The organism is Dyella humi (assembly GCF_044904605.1).
In the GTDB taxonomy this organism is placed as follows: Bacteria; Pseudomonadota; Gammaproteobacteria; order Xanthomonadales; family Rhodanobacteraceae; genus Dyella_B; species Dyella_B humi.
This window is the reverse complement of sequence record NZ_JADIKI010000020.1, coordinates 98,583-123,540: the sequence shown is the minus strand read 5'-3', so window position 1 is coordinate 123,540 and position 24,958 is coordinate 98,583. Positions and strand designations below refer to the sequence as shown.

Genomic DNA, 24,958 nt, shown 5'->3' with positions numbered 1-24,958 from the left:
CGGATGCAATCATCGAGGTTGCGGATCTGCGCGCGCATCTGGCGCGGCAGCTGCCTGAGTACATGGTGCCGGCGGCCTTCGTGCAACTGGACGCCTTGCCGCTGACGCCCAACGGCAAGCTCGACCGCAAGGCATTGCCGGCACCGGACGACGCGGCGCTGGCGCGCCAGGCATACGAAGCGCCACAAGGTGAACTGGAAACCACGCTGGTCGAGATCTGGCAAGCATTGCTCAAGATCGAACAGGTTGGCATCGTCGACGACTTTTTTGCGTTGGGTGGCGACTCATTGCTTGCGACACGTCTGCTGAGTCGCTTTCGTGAGGTTTTTCCTAGCACCGAGTATTCGATGCGCGCATTTTTTGAAGCGCCCACGATCAAGGCAGCGGCCGAACGAATCCGTTCCGCTTCTATCAAGGCCAGCCCGGGCGAAAAACAGCAGTATCCCCTGCAAAGCGAGCAAGAACTCAATGACGGGGGGGCAAAAAAGAGTTTTGCCGAAAACGTGGTTTTAATCCGCCATGCAGGCAATGCTCCTATCGTCTTCCTCATACATCCAGGAGGTGGAGAAATTGTATATGCCCGCCTGATGGCCAATACCCTACAGCGAGGATATTCCATCTATGGCATTGCGGCGCCCGACGTGCAAGAAGGCCAAGTCATCGCCAAAACCATCGAGGAAATAGCAACGAATTATCTAGTTGCAATGCGACGTATCCAGCCTACCGGGCCATACCGTTTGGGTGGCTGGTCTTTGGGAGGAATCATCGCGTTTGAGATGGCCCATCAGCTGGTTGCGATGGGCGAAGAAATCGAATTCCTTGGGCTGATTGACACATCGTATCAATTCGTTCCACCGCAGGATTCTCCCGATGAAATAAGCATCGGCAATTTGGCATTGAGGGCGATTCCGCCTGATGCCTCTGCCGATCAACGTGCCACCTTCGCCACGCTGGCGGAAAAAAATGACATCGAAGAAATGTATCGCTACGCATATACCTTCAAGTGGATAGATAACTATGTCCCCATAGATGCGTACATGCGGAATCTAAATGCCCGTTACGCAGAGAACTACGCAGCCAGCCAATACACGCCTCAATTAGGAAATTTTCCAATGGTGCACTTCTGCGCCACTGAAAATCCCTACTCGTCTTCCAAACGCTGGGTCGAAAATTTTCCCAACAAGCTTATGGTCGTGCCCGTTCCTGGCGACCACCTGTCCATGATGAAGCCGCCGCATATTCAATCGCTTTGCAATGCCTTTGACAAAGCACTCAAACATTTTGCAGTAGCGTTTTCCGGCGAAGCTGACCGTGGCCAGGAGCAGGTCTTGCCATGAAGAAGAGCAGATTCACCGTTGATGAGATGGTGTTAACCCTCTCGCTTTCTGCGGCCGTTCACGGACCGAAGTCTGGATAAGGCTCTGAGGCCGGCCCAGCGCCAAGCTCTGGCCGGTCAGGCTCCGGTCCAACTAGGCGGCCTCTTTTCCACGAAGGCGCGCGCCCCTTCAGCGCAGTCGCTGCTGAGCAGCCTGTGCTGCTCAGCTTCGTATCGGGTGCGGAAAGCCTCTTCCAGCGGAAGATGGGCTGACTGATTCGCGATCTGCTTTATCGCGCGAATGGAAAGTGGAGCACAAGCCAGGATGTCCGTTATCCATTGTTCGACACAGCTATCGAGTTCCGCCGCCTTGGCCACTTCGTTCACCAGGCCCAAGTCATAGGCACGGCCAGCGCTCATTTTTCGCCCCGTGAACAAATAACCCATTGCTGCTTTGAAGGGAATTTGCCGGGTTAATCGAAACACGCCACCTGCGCCGGGAATAAGGCCGAGCTTGGCTTCCGGCAGCGCGAACTGAGCATGCTCCGATGCGATGATGATGTCGCAGGCAAGCGCCAGTTCAAACCCGCCGCCAATAGCCAAACCATTCACCTTAGCAATAATGGGTTTGCGCATGTGATGGCGCTCGGTAAGACGTGGCCATCCGCCACCGCGATTGCCCAAGCTGGTCGGTGGAGTTCCCGCTGCGGCTCTCGCCGCCAACTCTTTCAAATCCATGCCGACTGAAAAAGCGCGATCACCCGCACCGGTCAACACCGCCAGCCACACCGAATCGTCCTGCTCAACATCGTCCCAGATCGCGCAAAGCTCCTCATGCATGCGCAAATCCATGGCGTTGAGCGACGCGGGACGATTCAGGGTCACATACCCCACCCTTCCGCGCTTCTCATAAATAACGCGGGCGGATGAATCGGCGAACGCGGATGAGATGTCGCTCATATCAAGCCATGCCTGCACTTAAGGGTGTGGTCAAGTGATGCAGAAAGCGGCTGAGCCGCCCCATGCCTTCTTCGATCTGCTGTTCGGACAGATAGCTGCAGGAGAGTCTCAGTTCATGACTGACGCGGCCGTCGATATGGAAATGGGACATGGGCGTCCAAAGCACGCCGAACTGTTCCGCCGACAAGGCCATCAAGCTTTCGTCCACCGGAACGGGCAGCCGCAGTCTCACGAAAAACCCACCATTTGGCCGGTTCCATGCCACATGAGGAAGGTCGCCGAGATGCTCGTCCAGTGCCGTCAACAAGCAGTCGAGATTTTTTCGGTATTTACGCGTCTTGTCTTGAGCAAGCTGCCTGATCGAATACTCATGGGCGATCAGCATGCCGCCTATCAGGGCTTGACAGATGGGCGAGGTATTGACGGTAACCATGGTTTTCAGGGCCGCCAGTTCGTCAGCGAACAAGCGCTTGCGGCCATCCTCGCTTCGGATCGGCTGATCCGCCACCACATAACCAACTCGGGCGCCGGGCGTGCAGGTCTTGGCAAAAGTGCCCAGCAGAATCACTCTATGCTGGCGATCCAGGCTTTTGATCAGGGGCGGGTAGGACTCGTCGGCGGACGTGAAACGATACGTATTGTCTTCGATGATCAGAAAATCCAGCTCTGCCGCCAAGTCCAGCAGAGCCGCGCGAGTGATGTCGGACATCTGAGTGCCGGATGGATTGGAGTGGTCCGGCGCGACGTAGACAGCCTTCAGGCGCTTGCCTGCCGCACGCGCTTCACAACATGCGTGCCGCAACTGCTTCAAATCGATGCCGCTATCGCATTCATCGATCGGTACTACGTCAAACTCCACCAGACGTGCTGCGCCGATCAGGCCAACATAGCAGGGAGTAACCACGGCAAGCTGGTCATTCGGATCTGAGCGCAAGGCACGAAGCAGCAGGAGCATGGCCTCCTGGCACCCCACCGTGATCACGATCGATGCGGCATCGACAATTAGCTGTTCGTCCCGGTGCAAAAGCCGAGCGACGATATCGTTGATCAGACCCTTGGCGGGCCCGTATTGATGCAGGCAACGCTGGATCTGCGCCGGCGATAGATGACGTGAGCTCTTCAGGCTTTCCGCGAAAACGTCCATATAGTGCTGTACATCGATCGACTCCAGGAAAACTGGGTAAGGCGCGCCGGGGGCGAATGAAATCGCATGCGGATACCGCTGCATGATTTCGTTGAGGAAATTCACCGCCCCAAGCGAAGGATCTTGCACTGAGGAGTGCAGGTCGGAGACTGGCAACTCAAACGGTGGCAAGGCCGGGGTCGGGGCAGTCATAGAGCCTACCTCGCAAAGCGGGTTTTATTGAGTACGTCTTCACTGTAGAGGCGGATCGCCTGGACAAACGCGAAGTCCGCCGCATAGTGGATCGTCGTCTCGATCGGCTCTTCGCTGATATTGAGCATATGCCGGTTGGCTATCACGGCTGGCGCGCTCAGATCAGCCACGTTTCGCGCAATAGCCTCTTCCATTGAGGCAGCGTTGACCACTTCGTCGATGACAAACCTTGCGTCCACCTCCCCGGCCCATAACTTCCGGCCGAACAGGAGGATTTGCCGGGCCATGCGCGCGCCCACCGCGCGAGTAAGCCGCAGGTTGGAGAAGCCCGGGACTATGCCTTCCTGCGCGGCGGGGAGTGTGACGTAACTCCCTTCGGCCGCCAGCACCCGGTCGAACGCGAGTAGCAATTGCGCACCACCGCCGATGGCGAATGTATCAACCGCGGCGAGCCATGGTTTCTGGAAGTCCAGAAACGGGCCTCGGTCCGATGCCGCCGCATGCACCGGCCGAAGCCCACGCAAGAGCTTGTTGATGAAACCGAATTCGCGCCGAAGCAGAAAGTCGACAAACGAGATCTTTCCGCCATTGAGGTGCTTCAGGTTGATGCCGGCGCTGAAAACCCGATGGCCGGCATATCGCGGGTGCGTCATTATGCCGCCACGCATCACGCCCACCTTGATGGACTGGCTCAAAAGGACCAGATCCACCGCCGTTTCCAGGTCCTCAACGAACAGATTGTCTTCGGCATTCAAGCAAGCAGTGTTATGAAATGTAATGTGCCCTGCGTTGTCCCTGTGGCAAAGGACGACCGTGTCCAGTTCGATCACGCCATCCTTTTCGAAGCGTTCCAACAGACCTAGTGCACGAGCGGTAGGAAGCAGCATTGAGCGCATAAGATGCAGCGCAACCCGCGGAATGGCCAGCCAGCTCTGGAACAGCAAGCCCTGATCGATTTCGCGCGCTTCCTTGTATTTCTGGGGAAGCTTGCTTTCTTGCTCGATCTGAGCCCGCGTAGGCACTAGCCCTGGGCAGGCACCTGCAGCTTCGTACGCAAGCTCGGCAATGCGCTTGGGCAAGCTGCATTGACAAGTCAACAAATCGTAAAGCCACTCTGCATGCAGCGATAGAAACAGCCGACGCGCGTCGCGTGATAATCCATGTACGTTTGAGGCTAGCTCAAGTTCCGCGGCGGAACGGTCCTGTTTTGTCGGCAAGGCGGCGAGAATGCCCTCGCCCGCTGCCAGAAAGTCAGCCAACAGCAAGCTGTCGTGCTTCGGATCCCGCGAAAATGCAAGGTCGCGTGCACGCCATTCTTGCAAAGTATCGTCAAGCTTCATCGTGGTTTTTTCCAGCTTGCGGCGGGCACCTAGGCGGCGCTCGCCTCCCCGGACTGCGGGTCGAGGGTCGCGTGCTCGCCAGCCATACGTTTAAGCGTCCTGTCGCAGGCAGCCAGATGCGCACCGAGCGCCGCGTCGAACGAGGAGTCTAGGGCGTCCTGCAGTAGACGTCGACGCATGGAAAGATCACCTGGGTCGATGGCAGAAAGCCGCCATTCGGGCACTTCAAAGGGTGCGTCCCCGGCAGTGACGCTATCCACGACACCCCACTCACGCAGCTGTTCACCGGTAAGCACGCCGCCGAACAGCATTGGCCTTCTCGCCCTGGCGTAGCCGATCTGATTGCAGAGCCGGTGCAGGGCCATGCTCGGCCAGACATCATGATCGCTTGTCGACAAGTGGATATGCGTGCCGTGTGACACCGTGCGATGATCGGCGACGAGCAGCAACTCCAAAGCCTCGGCAGTGCAATGGCCATGTACCGAAACTGCCGACAGGGTTTGCATCCGTTCGATCCGTCGCAGAACTTGTTCCCACTTGCTGACTACCATGACATCGGTCGCGCCAGGCCAAGCCGGCGAATCGACGAGGTGGTCCATTCCGCGGATTTCAATTTCGATGGGCGCGTTGGAGCCGATGTCCTCGGCGCGGTCGAGGGCGGCATTGAGTTTTTGCACCAAGTCGGTCGAGAGGACAGACGGGCTTTTCAACGTAAGCCGAACGATATTAGCTGGTGCCAGTTTGGTCGATTCGTCAAGCATGACTACGCCTTCTGTTAGAATATCATGTGGATTACCAGCGCAACAAAGCGGATTCGATAGTCGTGCCCGGCCCCATTGTTAACATCACGCCGTAATCTCCGGGACAGGGGGCCTGCTCCTGCAGCAGCCGCTTATAGGAGAACAGGAACGATCCGCTGGAAAGATTTCCAAACTCCCTGAGGACTCCAGAGGTGTGCCGCAGATCATTCGACGATAGGCCGAGATTGATCTTCACCGCATCGATCACTTTTTTGCCGCCGGAGTGAACCAGCCAATGCCTGATCGCCGAACGGCGTACGCCGGACGAAGCCAGCAGATCGGCCACCAATTGCGGCGCGTTGGCGCCCACCACGTAAGGAATCACCGGATCGAGATAAAAGCTGAATCTCCCGTGCGTTTCATCCCAATCAAATCGCATACCTTCGATCGCGCTGCTCACCAGGCGACTTTGAAACCGTTCGATGGACGGCCCCCACACGGCATCGTGGTCCGGAGACTGGGTGATGAGCGCGGCCGCCGCCGCCCCGTCTCCGAACAGGCTGTTCACCACCGACGAACGCATGGTGTCATCGAACACGTAGGCGGCCGAGCAGACTTCGACACAAAGCAATAGTGCAAGCCTGCTGGGATTTGCGACTGACCACGCCGCCGCCGCATTCAAGCCGTTCAAGCCCGCATTGCACCCCATGCCAACGACGTCCAGACGAGTGCAATCGGCCGCAAGCCCCAGTTCCTTGCTGAGGTACGCACTTATGCCGGGAGCCATGAAGCCTGTACTCGTGACGCAACACAAGTAGCCCACATCCCGCAGTTGCGCGCCAATGCCGGCCACGCATTCATGGATGGCACGAGCCCCCATGTCGACTGCGCATCTGCGGTGTTTTTTCAGTAGATCCGCCTGGGTTTCCGGTAACCGGCTGCCGTCTTCCAGCGCAGGCGGAAGCGTCAAATAGCGTCGATCAATCGCTCCTTTCAGGAACAGCGAACGGATGCGCTCGTTTCTGATGTTGAGCAGATCGATCAACTCGTGCTGCGAATAGGATGTCTCCGGGTTGGCGGTGCCGACACTCGCTATCCGAGCTCGATTCGATACAGACTGAATCCCACAGCCAAGTGTACCGTTTGCGCGTTCAAGTATTGCGGATTTCAACTCCATCCCCCTAGCTAGGTCCCTGTCACCGACCACTCCATTCGAGCCACCTATGATCAGTACAATCGAGCCAGTTACATACACTCAAACTCGGGTCTCGAACGGATGTCATTCCATGATATTTTGCGTGTTTTAGCAACCGCTGATTTCCTCGTTTAGTGTACTTAGCGACTCACGAATTGAGTCTGCCGATGAAGTCCCGCAAACATCAAACTCTTACTGCCACCCGGCAGGGCTGGGGGATCTTCCTTTAGTTGTTTAGCGCCCGACCGGCGCCACACGCGCAGTGGTGCGATATCTGTTCGTGGAGCTCATGGAATCAGCAATTGGTTCTCAATACCGGGTAAGTTTGCGATAGTATATTGTTAGATCGACCGGTCAAAGTCAGGCGTCAATCAGCATGGCGTCGATGACTCAAAGTGAAAACGGAGTGTTTGCCTACCTTCTCCAACTGGCTTAGCGCAGCTTGCGGCGCAACTCTAACCTTACTGCATGATGATTATGGCGATCGGGTGTGGCGTGGCGGTGTCAATGACGATGTATTCGGTATTTCGCGGCATATCGCGCCGATCCGATTCCGTGGAAGTCATCGCAACTGTTCGTGCCGCAATTCGATATCTGAGGATCTAGCCGCCGCGAAAATGGCGAATTGCCCAGTAGGTTGACTTGTATCGACGTCATGGCGCTGATGCGCCAACATTGGGCATTCCGCCGACGGCGATCATTCCGATGTGGCGGTCGTCGGTAATGCCGCTGTCCACCAACCGAAACAATAGCGTGACTGACACCCGAGGCTATGTGCTTTACAGCAAATTTTCTCCATGCCAGATGTGCTATTTCACTATTGACAATCTATTTGAACCTTCCCCAAGCTTCACTGTGAAGGGAGTTGCCATAGTGGCTATTGATGGAACCGATTCACCCCAATCTTCTAAGCCTTGGCTGGAGTAATCTCGGACTCGACGCTCGTGTGCCGAATCATTTCAAGTTTGCATTGGGCATTGATTCGTCCGGATGCGTATTCGGTGACTGATATGCAAAGGCCCGATAAAGGCATAAAACGTAGATCGTCATTCAAGCGCAGAAGGCCTTAAGATTAAGTAGCATTGTATTTGGCGCAGCCATCTCGCGATGAGGCGTGAGTCATTGATACACTGGCGTGACGGATTTTTGGAGCCCAGTCAGTAGACTTACGAGTTTTCGCTTTCACGAGCCACGCAAGTCGCTGTCTTATCAAACATAAGTCTGTGTTCAACTCGTACCACCAAGCCAGGAAGAGAATGCACCATGGCGTCACGCATCATCGGAACTATCGACCTGTCTGAATATACGATTATGGATGACTTAAATTACCTTAATTCAGTCGTCAAGGTGGCAGAAGAGTATGACGAGTTTTGCCAAGGGTATTGGCAAAATTTATCACTTATGAATGCTTCCGGAGAGGCTCATGATAGTCTGTATCGCAACAGCAAAATTATACTTCCAACTCATCACTTGAAAAAGTGCACAGAAATATCACGGATTATACAAGATAATTTTGAGTTGACTGGCCTAAAAATGGTCAGAACAAGAAATCTGATAGATGGAATGGTTATTCCGCATAAAGATTTCGTGGAATTAAATAAAGATTATAATTATCTCAGGCTGATGATTCCATTGCAGGAAAATTCTCAATGCTTCAACTCGGATGAATTCGGCGTTTTTCAAATGCGTCCCGGTGAAATATGGATTCTCGATGCCGCCATCAGTCATGCTGCAATTAATTTTTCGACCAATAGCCGTATATTTCTTTGCCTGGATTATGCCTTTTCAGTAGAAAATAAAAATTTAAACATATTCAATAAATCCGCGAAAATTTTGATGGAAAATCGTCATATATATATAAATAGAAAGCCAATGAATGAGAGCGATCAAGATCACATCATAGAAGGTCTCTCAAAAATTATATCATCATTTACTCTCAGAGATTTGCTATTCGCCGTATCAAAATATCACTTCGTTTACCACGTTCCAGTTACCGCTGGATTTGATTGGCTTAAAAAAGCAGCAATCATTGCTGGCGACGAGGAGTCGCATAATAAGATCAACAAGTTAAGTCGGTACCTGATTGAAGCTCGAGAACTAGGCGAGCGGTTTTCGCTAACTTCCTGAGGGAATATCTTGAAATTCCTTATTGTTGCTCACAAAAGCAAGATCAAACGTGCCAAACAGAATTCATGCCGTGATTATGATCATAAAATTCTATGAAATTTCTTTTTCGATCACGCCGGTCGTGCGGATCATTGTTACAGATTTCTGGTTGGTTGCTGGGGCGTGGTCTTCCTCTAATGCTGACTGATTGGGCAATCTGTCTGGCCGCTTCGGATTGGATGCCGTCCGCTTCTACCCTCGATAACGCGCCCTAATCGCGATAACGGCAGGTTTATCGCCAGACCTTGAGCAGCAAAACTGCTGAAGCGAACAAACCCAAAATCCGAGTCTTTATCTCGCCGTACCTTTGCCAAGTCCACGAAACAGGCGTCTGGCCGAGATCGCCAGTCCGAAACCGAAGATTACGATCGCACATATGACCAAGGGTGCCGCGAAGACAACGGGTGCCGTCCTCATCACGGCATCGTGGTTCGCGCCAGACAAGTAATTGATCGTTTTGATTACCTCTCCCATGCTGATAGCGAGCAAGAGCAACACCAGTAATTGCAGTAAGTAAGCACTAAGCTCGCCAAAAAAAACAACCAAAGCTGCAAGTGTTCCCCGGTTTGGTGTCTCATGTATGCCATCACCTCGTCGAAGCAAGAAAAATGGGCATTTCTAGAATCGTCAACGCTCTTCAATCGGGCGGCCGCATTATCGCCATAGAGTAATGCATCAAGTTCGCATTGACGGAATAAACAAAGCGCTCACCCCGTGCACATATTCCGGCCAATGCGTATTGAGCATCGCGCGGAGTGACTCAAGCGCGCTCAGGGGAATCTCAAAGGGTGGCCAATCGCGCGAAGTCCCCGAGGTGAGTGCGTCACAAATTGTGCGAACCATTAAGACCAACGTCAGTCGATCGGATTGTGACGCCATCTGCGTCATTTGAAATCTCGGCAACCCTTTGGTCGCCGGGGGGACTGGCCACCCTTCCAAATAAAGGCGCCATTGTGCGACGTTAAAGGCCTCGATGAGCGGTCCGCTGAAAGTACCATACCTTCGAAGCGAATAAGTATTCGGCTTGGCGACTCGATGGCCTTGACGCAGGCCGCGCGCCCCGCATGAACAACACGGGCACCTTCTCGTAGGTGCATGCGTGATGGAATGAAGGGATTACGTACCTTCTTCAAAAGCGTTCGCATAGCACGAAAGTCAAATTCGTTTAACTCTCGATTGTGCTTTTTTTTCGCGTTACACGGATGTCAATCCGTTGATAGAAATCAATATAAATGGCCAATTAATTGCCAGAAAATCATATCAATTAAACATGTCAAATGTATGCAAGTATTGCTATATCGTGTCCAACAACTGCCGATTTCAGCCAGAAAGGTCAGTCCTTTTCTAGGTGTTTTGTAGAGGTAATTGTTTTCGCACCGATCGGTTCTTCGGGCATCATTTAAAATCACTGACTCTAGCACGCGGCTTGTGTCGTCACCCAGTTAACCGTGTCACTTACCCACTTAACCATGTCACCTTTTGACTTCGACACTTAAGTTTGAGCACTAGCGGCACCTGGTCAGTGCCATGTCAACACCTAACTTTGAGCCATCGGCGCAATCGACCACTAAAGCTGAGCCACCAACCGACGTTGCATACGAACGGACGCCGACACCCGGCGGCTAATTCGGACAAACGGCAACAACGTCGATTTCTACAAGACTCGTCGGCAGCGAATATATGCAGCGAACCGACCGCCCGTTGCAATAAGCGGTCTGGACCTCCCCGGCATGCACCCCTACATTCGTCACGGGCGACGCCTTTGGACCCAAGATGAAAGCCATTGCGCTCTATGTCGTGCTCGTCTTTGCGTTTAGCTCCGTGTTCTACGCGCTGATCATCGCCAGCGGGCATGTCGACGGGGGACACGGCAAGTATGGTACTGGGCTGGATTGGTGCCCGGCCGCGGCAGCGTTGCTGACTTGCACTCTGCTGCGCATTGATCTCGGCACCATCGGCTGGCGATGGCGGCCTTGGCGCTGGCAGATCCTAGCGTATGCAACGCCTTTGCTGTTCTGCCTGATCGGGTATGTTGCTGTATGGGCGACTGGCTTGGGCGGGTTTCCGAATGGCGAGACCGTCGATTCGCTGAAGACCGCGATCGGGATTCCGTCGCTTTCGACGAGCCAGGTTATCGTGCTCTGGACCTTTCTCCTCCTCTTCACTGGTGCGAGCAGCATGGCGACCGCGCTTGGCGAGGAGATTGGCTGGAGGGGGTTCCTCTCACCTCGTCTCGCGGAACGCTACGGGTTTACGCGCGCGGCCTTCATCACCGGAGCCATTTGGGCAACCTGGCACTTTCCTTTATTTTTCTTCGCGGATTTCGGCTCATCCGCGTCGCCTATCTGGTTCTCGCTGCCGTGCTTTGTGATTGTGGTACTAGGGCTTAGCGTGATCACCCTATGGCTCAGATTGCGTTCCGGCAGCGTGTGGACGAGCGCGCTGGTGCATGCCAGCTACAATCTCTGGAATGGGCTTTTTTTTACATCGCTGACGGCGCCGCGCGGCGCCATCACGAACTACACTATCGATGATTCTGGCTTCATGCTGCCAATCGTTGTTTCAATTACCGCCTATCTTTTTTGGCGGCAGCGCGCTGCGGTCTTACCAGCAGGACACGTGAGCGCATAGAGCGCTTATGCATCACTTCGCTTTCTTTGCTCGATGTTTTGGAACACTGTGCGCGGGAAAATATCCACTCCAAGCTTTTCGGCTTCTTCCATGAGCGCGATTTCACCTTTTGGCGAGATGGTGATCGAGAGATCGCTCACCTTTTGTGCACCGAATACATCGACACATCCTTATGTCGATGTCCGGCGTATTGCTTAGAATTGCTTGATGAAGCCAACACTCAACGCGTTGTCGCTCAGGTGATTGGCGAACTGGCCCTGGTAATCCAGGTACGAGCTCCACGATGCGCCAGCCTTGGCGGTGATGCGCGCACCCACGGTGGCCATGCCGCGACCCAAGTTGTCGGCGGGCATTGCGAACACGGTGCCGTCTTGCGACACTTCCTGCACCACCGGTGTATTGCCGCTGCGCGTGTCGTAGCGATAACCGACGTCGAACTGCGGCACGTAGCTGACACCTTGTGCAACGAATGCATGTGTGAAGGAAACCTGCGCATACGGCTGCATGGTGTTGTACGTGGTGCGTGCGCCATTGACTGCGAACGCGGAAGCGAGCGGGTTGGTGCTCGGCACTGTTTCGCCGAACGCATCCAGCGTCTGGTGCTGATACAACGCACCCACGGCGGGTGTGACCTGCCACTGCGCCGCCGTCAACGGCCATGCCGCCTGCAACGCTGCCGACGTGATGTTGCCGTCGGGATCGGCGATGGCGTGACCGATGCCGGTCGCACGATAGACGCGATAGCTGCTGTGCGCTTCGTCGACCATGCCCGACAACACGACCGGGCCAGCGTCGCCGAACACATACAAACCGCCATGCACGTTATCGATGCTGCCGTTGCCGCCCTCGTGGTCGCTACCGTTGATGCGGTCGTAACCTGCTTCCACACCGACATGCGCGATATCGGCCACCGTGTGATCCCAACCGCCCTGCAGGCCGAACGTGGTGCTGTTCAGACCGTTGCTGCCCGAGAGCGAATCGGTGCCACCGCTGTATTGCATCCACAGGCCACTGTTGCACGAGGAGGTGACGGTGTTGGTGTGCGCCGCGTTTACCATGCCGCATGAGGTGTCGGCCGGACGCAACGTTGCACCCATCACGGTGACCAACGATTGCTGTCCGACCAGATCGACGCTACGCATCAGATTCGCGTAAACGTCGCCGTCGCGCGGTTGGACAACGGTCGGCGGCGCTATCAGTGTTCCCGGTGTCGCCAACGTCAACGCAACGGCTGTTGCGCCGTACGACACCTTCGAATCGATACCGGTTGGCACCGAGCCCGTCGAGTTCGTGGTTGCGAATGTTCCGCTCACCGCATTGGCCTGCAACAGCGTGTACGTCGTACTGGTGTACGTACCCGGCGCATAAACCAGATTCAGCGTGCCGGCGAGCATGGCGTTGCCGTTCACCACCAGCTCGGACGCTTGTGTGGGTGTCACATCGACTTGCAGCGTTGCATCCGCGTTCTGCGTGTAGTTGCCGTTGATGGTCAACACGCCGACCGAACCGCCCGGCCATACCGTGCCGTCGCTGGTGACATTGCCGTCAATCGTGCCGTGACCGCGCAGTGTGCCGCCAGCATCTACCGTCACGTTGCTGGCAATGGATGCGCCGGTGTGCGCGCTGTCACCCACTTCCAACGTACCTGCTTGTACGGTCGTGCCGCCGGTATACGTGTTTGCACCATCGAGTATCAGCGTGCCGCTACCGATCTGCGCGAGGCTACCGATGCCGCTGATCACGGCGTTGTAGGTGACGGTATCCGTGCGATCGAAGGCCATCGCACCGTTGTTCGTAGCGTTGCCGCTCAACATGCCGGAGGTGCCATCGTTGGCGATCTGCAGCATGCCGCCGAGGACGGTAGTGGTACCGGTGTAGGTATTGTCGCCCGTCAAGGTGACTGTCCCGCTGCCATCCTTGGTCAACGAACCACTACCGCTGATCACACCGTTGTAGATGCCGTTGGTCGACTGGTCGAGCGTGAGGTTGGCGCTACCGCCACTTACCGGCGAGAGTGTCACGTTGCCGACGATGCTAGTGGTGTTACCAACGAGCGTGCCGTTGATGATCGTCCACAACTGGTTCGCGTTGCCGGTGCCGCTCAACGTCCACGTGCTGGTGCCGCTCTTGCCCAGATTCGTGAAGCCCTGAATCGCTGCGCCGCTGCCTACCCCACCCATTGCACCCAGATTGAATGTTGCGTTGACGCTACCGCCGAGTACGACGACATCGCCGCCATTCGTGGTGCCACTCGTGCTCACCACATTGCCGGTGAACACATAGCCCGCTTCCACGATCAGCGTATTACCACCGCCGCTCAGATTCACCGCATCCGCTTGAGTGCCGTTTGCGCTCAACCCGCCGGCGATGGTTCCCGCGTTGGTGATGGTCGCTCCGCCGGTTGCGACCACGCCTGCACCGCCGATGCCATTGCTGCCCGCGGTGCTGCCGTAGTTGCTGATAATGCCTTTCGTGCCGCCGTTACCGCCGGTAATCGTCCCGGTGTTGACGAGCGTAAAGCCCGAGCCGCTAACGCCCACGCCGCCATTGCCACCATTTCCGCCGCCGCCGCCGTTGCCACCATGCCCACCCGCGCCGCCATTAATCCGATTCTGATTGTTCAGCGTAAAGCCCGCGCCGCTGACCGCGTCGCCACCAGCACTACCGGCACCACCGGACGTGCTTGAGGTGCCAGCGTACCCGGCGGCACCCGCAACACCGGTGACCTGAACGTTCGTTTGACTCGTGCCCACGCCCAGCGTCGTACCCGAAGACATGTCGAAACCGCCGACGAATGTCGTGCCGGTCACATCCAGTTCGCCTCCCTGAACTTGCCACACTTCGTTGAGGAAGGACGAACCGTTCAGCGTCCATGTGCTGCTGCCGGTCTTTTCGTAAATGGCGAAGCCCTCGAACTGCGCACCGCTGCCCAGCTCGCCAAAGCTCGCGTTGACTGTGCCGCTGGTGCTGCCGCCCAGTTCGAAAGTATCGCCGCCCGTGCCGGTCCCACTGGTGCTGATGACGTTGCCGACAATGCCTAAGCCGGTTCCCAGTACCAGCACGTTGTTGCCGCCAGAGAGATCGATCGCGTCGGCCTGCGCGCCGCTGGATCCAACTCCGCCTGCGATATGGCCGCTGTTGATGATGGTCGAGCCGCCGGTCGAGACGACGCCCACACCACCGTACGCACCTGCGCCTGGGCCATTGCCGCCTTGCACTGAACCGGCATTGGTCAACGTGAAGCCGGTTCCGGACACACCTGCACCACCGTTGCCGCCGTTGCCGCCGTTGCCGCCATTGCCGCCATTGCCGCCCATACCGCCCATGCCGCCATTGCCGCCAAGAATCGAGGCGTCGGTATGGTTGGTAATCGTACCGCCCGGTCCCACGCTAATGCCGGTGCCGCCTACTCCGCCCGTGCCGCCAACACCTTGCGTTCCGGCCAAGCCATTGGACGCGCTGAAAGAATAGCCACTGCTGCCGCCCACTCCGCCGTTGCCACCGGTCCCGCCGTTGCCACCTGTGACAGTAGTTCCGAGACCCGTGTTAGTAAACGAGCTTGTGCCGATGAGGACGACGCCCGCACCGCCAGCACCACCCGCGCCGCCAGCGCCTCCGGCGCCACCATTGCCGCCGGCCTGCTGATACGAATAACCGCCCGCGCCACCGGTACCGCCCGTGCCGCCTTGACCACCTAGACCACCCTGCAGCGCTCCGCTGTTGGTTACGGTCAATCCCCCGCCTACGACCGCCGCACCGCCGTTGCCACCCGAACCGCCCGCGCCGCCGGAGCCGCCAACTCCGGCGGCCGCCGCCCCCCTGTTGGTGGACTCAGACCCCATCCCGCCGCCGCCGCCGCTGCCGCCGTAACCACCCCAGCCACCGGTGACAGTGCCCTGATTGGTAAGCGCAATCGTGCTGCCGATGACGGCTGCGCCGCCATTACCGCCGCCGCCGCCTGCGCCGCCATAGCTGCCGCTGACACCCACGGCCCCGGTGCTCGCCGTGCCACCAAAATTCCCGGCGCCACCCATGCCACCTGAGCCGCCGCCGCCGCCCTGGAGTATTCCTCCAGCATTGTTGGTCAGCGTGGAGGCGTAGCCACTAACCGCCGAACCGCCGCCGCCGCCGGCACCGCCTGCGCCGCCGGGCCCGGTGGAACCCAGCATGGACGTGTCGCCGCTGGACGACGATCCGCCGAATCCACCGTTGCCGCCCATGCCACCATTACCGCCGACGCCCCCCTGGATGAACGCGGAGTTGATAACGGTGAAGTCACCACCCTGCACGCCCGAGACGCCATAGCCGCCCGCGCCACCCGTGCCGCCGGCACTGCCGGCGCCGCCGTGATTGCCGCCGTAGCCGCCATTGCCGCCCACACCGCCAGCGCCACCGAAGCCACCGTAGCCGCCGTAGATCCTCGCGTTGTTGGTGTTGGTCAACGTGAATTGGCTACCGGATACCGCGGCGCCACCGGCACCGCCCTGACCACCGAGCGCTCCGGCGTAGGTGTCGCCGCCATTTCCGATCAAGTCGATACCACCGTTGCCAGCACTCCCGCCGGCACCGCCCAGGCTGCCGGCACCGCCGGACAAACGGCCCCGATTGGTGAGCGTAAAGCCGGTGCCCGACACGGCATATCCACCCGCACCGCCGGCACCGCCCTCGCCGCCGGCGCCGCCGTGATAATTCGCATAGCCGCCGGAGCCGCCATTGGCACCATTGGCCCCACTGCCGCCAGAGCCGCCGATGCCACCCGCACCGCCGAGGATCGAGCTGCTGTTGTTGGTCAGCGTGAAGCTATAGCCGCTGACCGCCGCCGCACCGGACACACCAAACTGACCGGACGCGCCGCTGAAACCACTGTACATGCCATTGCTGCCGTGCGAGCCGTTGGCGCCCAAGGTACCGGCCACGGAAACGCCACCGTAGCCCGCGCCGACTGTCAAAACGGTACCGGAGGACATTTGGAAGCCACCCGTGAAGGCACTACTGAAGCCGTCCAGATCCAGTTCGCCGCCTTGAACCGACCACGCCCCGACGGTGGTGGCGTTCCCGACACTATCGAGCGTCCAGGTTCCCGAGCCGGTCTTTTCGTAATGGTTGAAACCCTGGTATTGCGCGCCGCTACCGTAATCGCCGATCGAACCAGAGAGCGTCGCGTTGGCGCTGCCGTCCAAATCGAGCGTGTCGCCACCGTTGGTGGTGCCGCTGCTGCTGACCACGTTGCCGGTAATGCTCGAACCCGATTCCAGCACCAGCGTGTTGCCGCCGCCGCTCAGATCGATCGCGTCGGCCCGTGCGCCGGAAAAACCAACGCCGCCGGCGATGCTGCCACGGTTGATGATGGTGGAACCGTTCGTCGCCACAACACCGACACCACCCGCGCCGCCCAGATAGTTGTTACCGGCTGCGCCACCATTGCCACCGACGATGCTGCCGCTATTGGTCAGTGTTGAACCGACGATCGCTACGCCACCACCACCCCCGCCCGCGATTCCGCCCGTGCTGCTGCCATTGACGCTGTTGCCGCCGGCGCCGCCGGTGATCGTTGTGCCGGCGCCATTGGTGACCGTACTGCCCGCGCTGGCATACACGCCCGCGCCACCGCCACCGCCGCCACCGCCATAGCCCGACGAGCCAGAGAAGCCGCCATTACCACCCCTACCGCCCGCAATGCTGCCCGGATTGGTGAAGGACGTACCGCTGACGGACTGGCCCGCGCCGCCGCCACCGCCACCACCACCGCCGCCGTAAGTTGGACCAGTAACGCCGCCACCACCGCCGCCGCCACCGCCACCGTTGCCGAGCGTGCCCCATCCGCCGCCAACACCTGCACCCCCGGGTCCTAAGCTACCGGCCCCGCCGGTGTTGTTGGCACCCTGGCCCGCTGAACCCCCGCTACCGCCCGAACCACCCGTGCCGCCGCTATTGGCGTAGGCGCCCGATGTGACAGCCCCGGTACCGCCTACACCTGGTTGACCGCTGGCAGTACCCGCACCACCGTCCCCGCCATTCACACCGCAAATCGCGGTCGCGCTGGGCACGCACGTCTGCGCCATCGCCGGCGTCATGATCGTCGCCAAGGCAACACTCACCGCGATCGCCAACAGGCGCGACTTCAGCCCCGGTTTCGAGGGCACGCTCGCACCGTTGACCACGCCGCCTTGCGGTGCGTTCGCCAACTCCGACGCAACTTGCATGACGCCGAGTGTGCGATTAAAAACGAGGCGATAAATGCGATTCACGATGTCTCCCGTTGATTTTTTATTCGTTTGATTTATGCATTTTGGTTAGCCGCTTGCCTTGTGCATCCCTGTGTAGCGGGCAAGCGGTCATCGATCTGAAAAAAGGCGTCAACGGCACGTATGTGCAGGACTCAAAGCACCCGCACCTGGCGCGGGTTCAGCGCGGGATCGAGCCAGAAGGCATCGCTTTCGAAACGACGGAACACATCCGGCGGCAACACGCTGGTGCGCTCGCGCACAGCGACTTTTTTGCGCACGGTATGCAATCCCGGCGTGCCGGCGCGCAGGTCGAATTCATCGGCGTGATAGCTGATGTTGTCGAAGTCGTGCTTGTAGGCGGGTTCGCCGATGAAGTCATAGACCGCGGCAATCGCGCGCGCCGGATCGCTCGTCAGCGTTTCGTAGCGCAGCAACATCAGGTTGGAGGTTTCATCGCCGTAGAATGCCTCTTTCAAACCGTTGTACGCGTAGCCAACCATGCCTTCGCCATTGGCCAACCCTTCGGCGCGCGAATACACGGTGCCGCCAGGCACATAGTTGAAGATGGACGAAGGCTGGAAGGCGTTCTTGCGGACCAGCTGTTCGATGCTGTCGATGATCCACGACACGTGCCGCACGCAGGCGATGACCTTGCCGTGCGGGAACAGCTCTTTCAGGTGGCGCATCTTGGTGCACCAGGCACGGTTGGTGTCGAACACTACCTCGGCGCCGTATTCGGGGCCGTAGTAGTTGTCGAACAGACCCTTGAGCATCCGACGGCGCTGCTCATCGGAGATGAAGACCGAATATTCGTTACCGCCGCTGAGCTCGCCCAGCATGGTGTTGAAGGCGCCCCCGATTGGGCCGCTCATCCCCGCATGGAACCGCGGGTTCTGGCTCAAGATCGCTGACAGCAGCGTAGACCCGGACCTGGGAAGGCCTGAGATAAAGTGAACAGATCGCACATGCACCCCAAAGACATGTAGTTGCGGAGTGCAGCAATGACCATGCCACCATCAATAAAAAATGAGAGCTACAGCACATATGGCGGCTCAGTGGGATCGCAAGTAATTAATCTCGACTGAGAGCACTCTTCGAGTCATCTTGTGACCCGGCGCGACATGTGACCAATCGCAACGCCTGCACCTCATGTCCTCAAGCAAAACCCTTTTGACACAGTTCCGTTCTTAAGTAACTGGTGTCCGCCATGGGTCGAAAGCGGCCCTGCTCTAGCCCCGATAACAGTCCCTAATCGCCCTGCCCTTGGTTGCCCTTCACAGCCTTAGTTTCAGGTCAGCGAATGGCTGACAACGATGCCATCGTTGCGGCAACGGGCCAGCTTTCCCAAAAAGAACTGGGCGTTCGGGCAGGCTTGGATCCATCTGTGGCCAGTACGCGCATCAATCGATTCCGAAAAAGACTTGATTTGGTAGTGATTACTTCCTAATCTGCAGATATGTCTAGATCACCTGCACGAGATTCAGTCGCCAGAGCGCCAGGGCGCCCTCGGGAATTTGTGCTCGAGGATGTTCTGGACAAGGCGATTGTTGTCTTTAGTGAATTCGGCTATCCGGCAACGTCGCTAGGCAAGTTGACGGCGGCCATCGGACTCACCGAGGGCAGCATCTATAAGGCATTCAAAGACAAGCGAGCACTTTTCCTCGCGGCGCTCGAGCGTTATGTCGATCTGCGCGCCTCTCGTCTGGAGCAGGCGCTGTCGGGGGCTCCGACGGGTTTCGAGCAAGTCCGAGCGGTACTGGAGCTCTATGTGGACTACAGCCACGGCGCCGCGGGTCGACGTGGTTGCTTGGTGGTTGGGAGTGCTGTGGATCTGGCGAGTTCCGATCCGGAGATAGCCAAGCGCGTGAATTTGATCTTCAAGATGCACGAAAAGCGCCTTGTCCATTGCGTCCGGCAGGGACAGGAAGATGGTTCCATCCGTGCCGACGTGGACGCTGAATCCGTCGCGCGCCTGCTCGTGTGTGTCTTACAAGGTATGCGTGTGCTGGGCAAGACCGGCCGCTCCCGCGAGGACATGACAGGCCCGATCAAGCAAGCACTGAAGCTACTCGAGTAATTTTTTTTGACCAATTTGGTAACGATTGCTATCTAATTATCAAGGAAAAATACGATGTCGCGACACGAAATCTTTGCCGCAGCCTCTGTCACCTCGCCTTGCCCCGATTATTGCGATCGCCGGCGCATTTCTGACGGCGAACATGTACTACGCCCAGCCTCCAGTCGGACTAATCGGTCAGCAAACAGCAATCAAACTTGAAGAGAAGAGGTTTTCTTATGGAACATGTGATTATTCAAACCCCGGAAAACGATGCAGTACCGTTTCTCGCGCCGGAGGCATTCTGGTCAATATTCCACCACGGTACGGCCCTGGTAAACGGCGTCCGCCTGCATTACGTCGAAGGTGGTCAAGGTTCGCCGATCCTGCTGCTGCCTGGCTGGCCACAGAGTTGGTACACATGGCGATATGTGATGCCGCAGCTTGTCCAGGCAGGGCGCCGTGTAATAGCGCTGGACCCACGTGGCATGGGTGATTCGGAGCGACCGACATCAGGGTATGACATGCAGACCGTGGCTTCGGAAGTTCATGGATTAGTCGATGCACTGGGCCTTCTGGCTGACGGTCCCATTGATGTCGTGGGGCACGATATCGGCGCGTGGATCGGTTATGCCTATGCGGCCGGATGGCCGGCGTACGTAAAGCGGCTGGCCGTTTTTGATTCCGCGCTACCCGGTGTCACGCCGTTACTGGCGAGCGGCATTCCTTCGGAAGAGGCAAACGTGAAGACCTGGCATTTTGCCTTCAATCGTTTGACCGATCTGCCGGAGATCCTGCTGAAAGGACGTGAGCGCGAGTTCTTGACCTGGCTGTTCCATGCCAAGTCGGTTCACAACTGGGCGATTGGTACCGCAGATCTGGACGAATACGTTCGCGTCAACTCTGCTCCGGGCGCGTTGCGTGCTGCGCTGTCCTACTATCGCCATCAATTCAGCCAACAGGGATTGGCCGAAAGCCGCCAACGCGCCGAGCGCAAGCTTGGAATCCCGGTACTGGCCTTTGGCGCACAGCAAGGTGTAGGCGCGATGCTGATCGAGACGATGAAGCTGGTCGCTGACGATGTGCGGGGCGGGGTATTGAACGCCTGCGGGCACTACATGCCGGAAGAAGCACCACGTACGGTTGCACGACTCATTATCGAATTCATGAATTCGTAACACTACAGATGCTGAGGCGCTTGCAGACGCTATATGGCGTGGCTGTAGTTTCCAACGCCACCTACTGCGAACTGACACCAAAGGGTCCAGGCTCGGCCTGCCCCCGCGTTTGACTTCTAGTTCGAATCCGGATTGCTTTGCTCCGAGCCAGAGAGCAGCACTGCGGATGCACACATGAGACGTGCATTTGCGACAAGCTCCTGCCCTCAATGATCGTTCTCATTCTGTTCCCCGAATTGCTACCCATGCTCGTGCTCGACGTTGAGTCGACGCCCTCCACTTTGAGTGGCGGCGCGATGAGGCGCCATACGCTGCCCACACAGAATGGATACAACGCGCCGACGTCGGAAGGTCTTGAACTCAAGCTACCGCCACCACGCCCGGCGAAGCGCGCAAGCGGGCTATGTCGCGCGCTGGCGGTTGTCCAAAGTGGCGGCGATATTCCCGACTGAACTGCGACGAGCTTTCGTAACCCACACGGAAGGCGGCGGTTGCGACGTCTAGGTTCTCGACCAGCATCAGGCTGCGTGCGTCTTGAAGCCTAAGCTGTTTCTGGAATTGCAGCGGCGTCATCGATGTCACGGCGCGAAAATGTTCGTGCAGGCTCGACTGGCTCATGCCTACTTCTGCAGCAAGCAGCTCGATGCTGATCCGTTTCCGAAAATTCTTCCCGATCCACGCGATGGCGCGGCCGACCTGGGCCACCCGGCCCTGGCTGGCGGTGACATGGCGCATCCGGGCGCCATCCGGGCCGGCAAGCAGGTGGTAGAGAATTTCCTGCTCGGCAAGCGGCCCGAGCACCGGCAGTGCTGCCGGATTGTCGAGCAGGCGCAGAAGGCGTAGCACCGCGTCGAGCAGGCCTGCGCTAGCGTCGGACACCGTCTTGCCAATGGTCGTGGATGACGCTTCCGGCGGTGGCGGCACGCGCAACGCCAAATCCCCCAGCATGACCGGATCGAAATCGAGATACACGCAGAGGTAGGGCTTGTCGGGCGTCGCATCGACCACATGGCCGATCGCCGGCAGGTCGTAAGTCACGACGCCATAGCGCCCCGGTGCGTATCTGAAGACGCGGTCGCCCAGCGTGACCTCTTTGCGTCCCTGCGCGACCAGGCACAGTTGCGGTCGGTAAACGTTCGGCAGTGGCATCGTCACCGTGGAGGAACGAACAAGCGTCAGGCGTTCGATGGGGGTAGCTTGGAAACCATCCATCGAGACGTTTCGGGCAATTATCGCTGCAATTTCAGCCAGTTTTTCCATGGCACAGATCATCGCACGAGAGCGGGAGAGCGAAAGCGCGGCAGTGGGAATGGCGGCCGCTGGAAGATCGGGCAGCAATCTCGGCACATCGGGCTTACGGTTCGGCGGCGCCGCGCATCAAAGTGCCAGCGAGGCTTGGGTCAAAGCAAACCTGGCCGCGAACAAGTATGGAGCAAACATGGCAACCGACAATCTTAAGATCCCCACTGTCGCATTGGGCACGTGGGCATGGGGCGACAACGGCGAGACTGGCAATGGCTACTTCGGCAGCAGACTCACTCAAGCTGACCTGGAAAATGTCGCCGACAAGGCGCATGCGACCGGGTTCAGCCTATGGGACACCGCCATGGTGTACGGCATGGGTCGTTCCGAGACCGTACTCGGGCAAGTACTGAAACGCTTCGCGCGTAGCGACTACCAACTATCCACCAAGTTCACCCCGCAGGCCGCGGGAACCGGCGACGATCCGGTGGCGAACATGCTGGAGCAAAGCCTGACTCGCATCGGCACCGACTACATCGACCTCTACTGGATTCACAATCCAGCGGATGTGGCGCGGTGGACTCCGCACCTGATCCGGTTGCTCAAGAGCGGGAAGGTCAAACATGTCGGCGTTTCGAATCACAACCTGAGCGAAATCCAGCTCGCCAACCAGATACTCGGAGAAGCCGGGTTTCGGGTCGAAGCCATCCAAAATCACTACAGCCTCCTCTACCGCAGCTCTGAGCACGCTGGCATCCTGGATTACTGCCGCAAGGAACGCATCCCATTCTTCGCTTACATGGTGCTTGAACAAGGTGCACTGAGCGGAAAGTACAGTCCGGAGAACCTGCTGCCGAGCGGCAGCAATCGGGCGGTGGCTTACAACGGCATGCTGCCTCAGCTGAAGACGCTGACGGACGAGCTAGCCTCAATCGGTCAGAAGTATGGTGCCGCAGCGCCCGATGTTGCGACGGCTTGGGCGATCGCCAAGGGAACGACACCGATCATCGGCGTTACCAAGCCCCATCATGTTGATGGTCTGGTGCGAGCCAGCAACATCACGCTTAGCAGCGACGACATCGCGGAGCTGGAAAGTCTTGCCAACGCCGCTGGCGTGAACACCCGCGGTTGGTGGGAACGAGAGATGTTGGTTTGAAGTCACGCTGCGCTAACGTTCGACCCGCCGTTCCGAATAGGTTGCGGGACGGTATGTAAATTCGGCCTAGCCGCTTTCCGTTGGCAGGAGGCAGCTAGGTCGTGTACACCGATGGTCTGTCGGCTGTACGCGATCGCCATCGCCAGCGGTGACGACCCTACCCGCGATAACTTGCCCGAATCGCCTTGCCCTCATAGTCTCACCCTCCATCCTATCCAGAACGAAGAACGTATGGCGTTTGGCTGTGCAACGAAACCTTCGGCAAGGATGGAATGTGAGGTGTTCGAGCGAGCAATACCCACTAGGTTTCGAGGGACGGGACCGTGTTCGTGCTCTGCTTCTTGAGCTTTCATGGCTCGCGTGATCACCAGGAAGTCCGCTTGGCTGATTCCGAAGTCACGCCATCGTTCAACATTTTTCCTAAGTTCGGAGGCTAAATGCGCTGCGGTATGGCCTCTGCGAAAAAATCGGTGACTCGTCGCACGCGCGCCGGTACAAACCGGCGTCTTGGCCAGATGAGGCTTATGTCTCTGGCGTCGCCTATAAATTCGTCGAGAACGGTGATGACGTCTGGATGCCGGAGATCATCGGCAAGAGAGACCTTGGCAAACCGGCCGATTCCCACGCCAGCTAGAACACCAGCCCGGATCGTTTCGACACTGTTGGATGTGAGATTTCCGCGAACGGACACGCTAAATTGACCTTCTGGTCCTACAAAAGACCAATGCGCTGACTCCGCCGAGCCGCGATATAGAAGGCAATTGTGATCGACGAGCTCGGCGGGGGTCTTTGGCATTCCGTGTTGCTCGAAGTAGCGACGGGATCCGACGCATACGAGGGGCGTACTGGCCACGCGCCTGGCGATCGCGTCAGGATCGTTGATGGCCCCCACCCGGATCGCCAGATCAATTCCATCTTCCACCATGTCTCGCACGAAGTCCGAGAGAATGAGATCGACCTGAAGGCCAGGGTTGAGCGATAACAGGTCGGGGATAAGCGGCAAAATATGAAGACGGCCGAAAGTACCTGATGCAGCGATCCTGATCAGACCCGAGACATTGTGCGTGCTGCTGGTCAGTTCGCTGTCGGCGTCATCCATCTCGTCAAGCAGCGGTTTTGCCCGGTCGTAGTATCTCTGCCCTTGATCCGTCAGGGTCACGCTGCGCGTACTTCGGTTAAATAACGCCACCCCGAGGCGTCTCTCAAGCGCGCCGATAGCCTTGCTTATGGCCGACTGTGAGTCGCCGGTTCGACGCGCGGCGGCAGTAAAACCGCCTGCTTCAACCACGGCTATGAAGGCGTTTAATTCGTGGAATCGATCCATATTAATTCCTCCTTGGAATTAATATTATGGCAATTCAAGCCATTATCAGTGGTTCCGACATCACCCACAATCCAGCTTTCTCCACATGTTGA

The 24,958-nt window shown here is 57.9% G+C and carries 16 protein-coding genes; 6 read left to right on the top strand and 10 right to left on the bottom strand.

The genetic code is table 11. The annotated features are described in order from the left end of the window. The coding region (locus ISP18_RS00900; RefSeq protein ID WP_404559231.1) for a thioesterase domain-containing protein at positions 1–1,337 on the top strand (1,337 nt) is incomplete at its 5' end. Positions 1,338–1,453: 116 nt separating this feature from the next. Here the strand turns inward: ISP18_RS00900 and dpgD are convergent. From dpgD to dpgA, 5 genes are read right to left on the bottom strand one after another with little or no spacing between them, the layout of a single operon-like run. Beyond that, positions 1,454–2,275 (bottom strand): enoyl-CoA-hydratase DpgD, encoded by an 822-nt coding sequence (gene dpgD / locus ISP18_RS00895; protein WP_380015920.1) that lies wholly within the window; start codon positions 2,273–2,275, stop codon positions 1,454–1,456. Between the two features lies 1 nt (position 2,276). Continuing rightward, on the bottom strand, positions 2,277–3,611 hold the full coding sequence (locus ISP18_RS00890) for an aminotransferase-like domain-containing protein (protein WP_404559230.1): 1,335 nt from the start codon (positions 3,609–3,611) through the stop codon (positions 2,277–2,279). Positions 3,612–3,616: 5 nt separating this feature from the next. Continuing rightward, positions 3,617–4,951, bottom strand: a complete 1,335-nt coding sequence (locus ISP18_RS00885; protein ID WP_380015924.1) for an enoyl-CoA hydratase/isomerase family protein — start codon at positions 4,949–4,951, stop codon at positions 3,617–3,619. A 29-nt stretch (positions 4,952–4,980) separates the two neighbouring features. Continuing rightward, the gene (gene dpgB, locus ISP18_RS00880; protein WP_380015926.1) at positions 4,981–5,712 is read right to left on the bottom strand and encodes an enoyl-CoA-hydratase DpgB; all 732 of its coding nucleotides are present in this window, start codon (positions 5,710–5,712) and stop codon (positions 4,981–4,983) included. A gap of 31 nt (positions 5,713–5,743) precedes the next feature. Next, positions 5,744–6,868: a 3,5-dihydroxyphenylacetyl-CoA synthase DpgA gene (dpgA, locus tag ISP18_RS00875; RefSeq protein WP_380015928.1), complete on the bottom strand. Its 1,125-nt coding sequence runs from the start codon at positions 6,866–6,868 to the stop codon at positions 5,744–5,746. 1,281 nt (positions 6,869–8,149) lie between these two features. Between dpgA and ISP18_RS00870 the strand changes: the two genes are divergently transcribed. Further along, positions 8,150–9,013: an aspartyl/asparaginyl beta-hydroxylase domain-containing protein gene (locus tag ISP18_RS00870; protein WP_380015930.1), complete on the top strand. Its 864-nt coding sequence runs from the start codon at positions 8,150–8,152 to the stop codon at positions 9,011–9,013. Positions 9,014–10,825: 1,812 nt separating this feature from the next. Further along, complete coding sequence (locus ISP18_RS00865; RefSeq protein ID WP_380015932.1) at positions 10,826–11,683, top strand: CPBP family intramembrane glutamic endopeptidase; 858 nt, start codon at positions 10,826–10,828, stop codon at positions 11,681–11,683. 5 nt (positions 11,684–11,688) lie between these two features. On the opposite strand, the gene ISP18_RS00860 is transcribed toward ISP18_RS00865, so the two are convergent. The 3 genes from ISP18_RS00860 to ISP18_RS00850 form a co-directional block, all read right to left on the bottom strand. Further along, entirely contained in the window at positions 11,689–11,823 is a 135-nt protein-coding gene (locus ISP18_RS00860; RefSeq protein ID WP_380015934.1) for a hypothetical protein, read from the bottom strand. A gap of 54 nt (positions 11,824–11,877) precedes the next feature. Further along, complete coding sequence (locus ISP18_RS00855; protein WP_380015936.1) at positions 11,878–17,931, bottom strand: ESPR-type extended signal peptide-containing protein; 6,054 nt, start codon at positions 17,929–17,931, stop codon at positions 11,878–11,880. 131 nt (positions 17,932–18,062) lie between these two features. Further along, a complete protein-coding gene (locus ISP18_RS00850; protein ID WP_404559229.1) occupies positions 18,063–18,875 on the bottom strand; it encodes a sulfotransferase family protein in 813 nt (270 codons plus the stop codon). Positions 18,876–19,426: 551 nt separating this feature from the next. On the opposite strand from ISP18_RS00850, the gene ISP18_RS00845 reads away from it, so the two are divergent. After that, complete coding sequence (locus ISP18_RS00845; protein WP_380015940.1) at positions 19,427–19,987, top strand: TetR/AcrR family transcriptional regulator; 561 nt, start codon at positions 19,427–19,429, stop codon at positions 19,985–19,987. A gap of 218 nt (positions 19,988–20,205) precedes the next feature. Beyond that, positions 20,206–21,144 carry an alpha/beta fold hydrolase gene (locus ISP18_RS00840; protein ID WP_380015942.1) on the top strand — a complete coding sequence of 313 codons (939 nt, stop codon included), beginning with the start codon at positions 20,206–20,208 and terminating at the stop codon, positions 21,142–21,144. A gap of 360 nt (positions 21,145–21,504) precedes the next feature. Here ISP18_RS00840 and ISP18_RS00835 read toward each other — a convergent pair whose 3' ends face one another. Next, positions 21,505–22,404, bottom strand: a complete 900-nt coding sequence (locus ISP18_RS00835) for an AraC family transcriptional regulator (RefSeq protein WP_380015944.1) — start codon at positions 22,402–22,404, stop codon at positions 21,505–21,507. Between ISP18_RS00835 and ISP18_RS00830 the strand changes: the two genes are divergently transcribed. Further along, on the top strand, positions 22,403–23,542 hold the full coding sequence (locus tag ISP18_RS00830; RefSeq protein WP_380015946.1) for an aldo/keto reductase: 1,140 nt from the start codon (positions 22,403–22,405) through the stop codon (positions 23,540–23,542). The genes ISP18_RS00835 and ISP18_RS00830 overlap by 2 nt on opposite strands. Before the next feature lie 433 nt (positions 23,543–23,975). Here the strand turns inward: ISP18_RS00830 and ISP18_RS00825 are convergent, their stop codons facing one another. After that, positions 23,976–24,866 (bottom strand): LysR family transcriptional regulator, encoded by an 891-nt coding sequence (locus ISP18_RS00825; RefSeq protein WP_380015948.1) that lies wholly within the window; start codon positions 24,864–24,866, stop codon positions 23,976–23,978. Positions 24,867–24,958 lie beyond the last annotated feature (92 nt).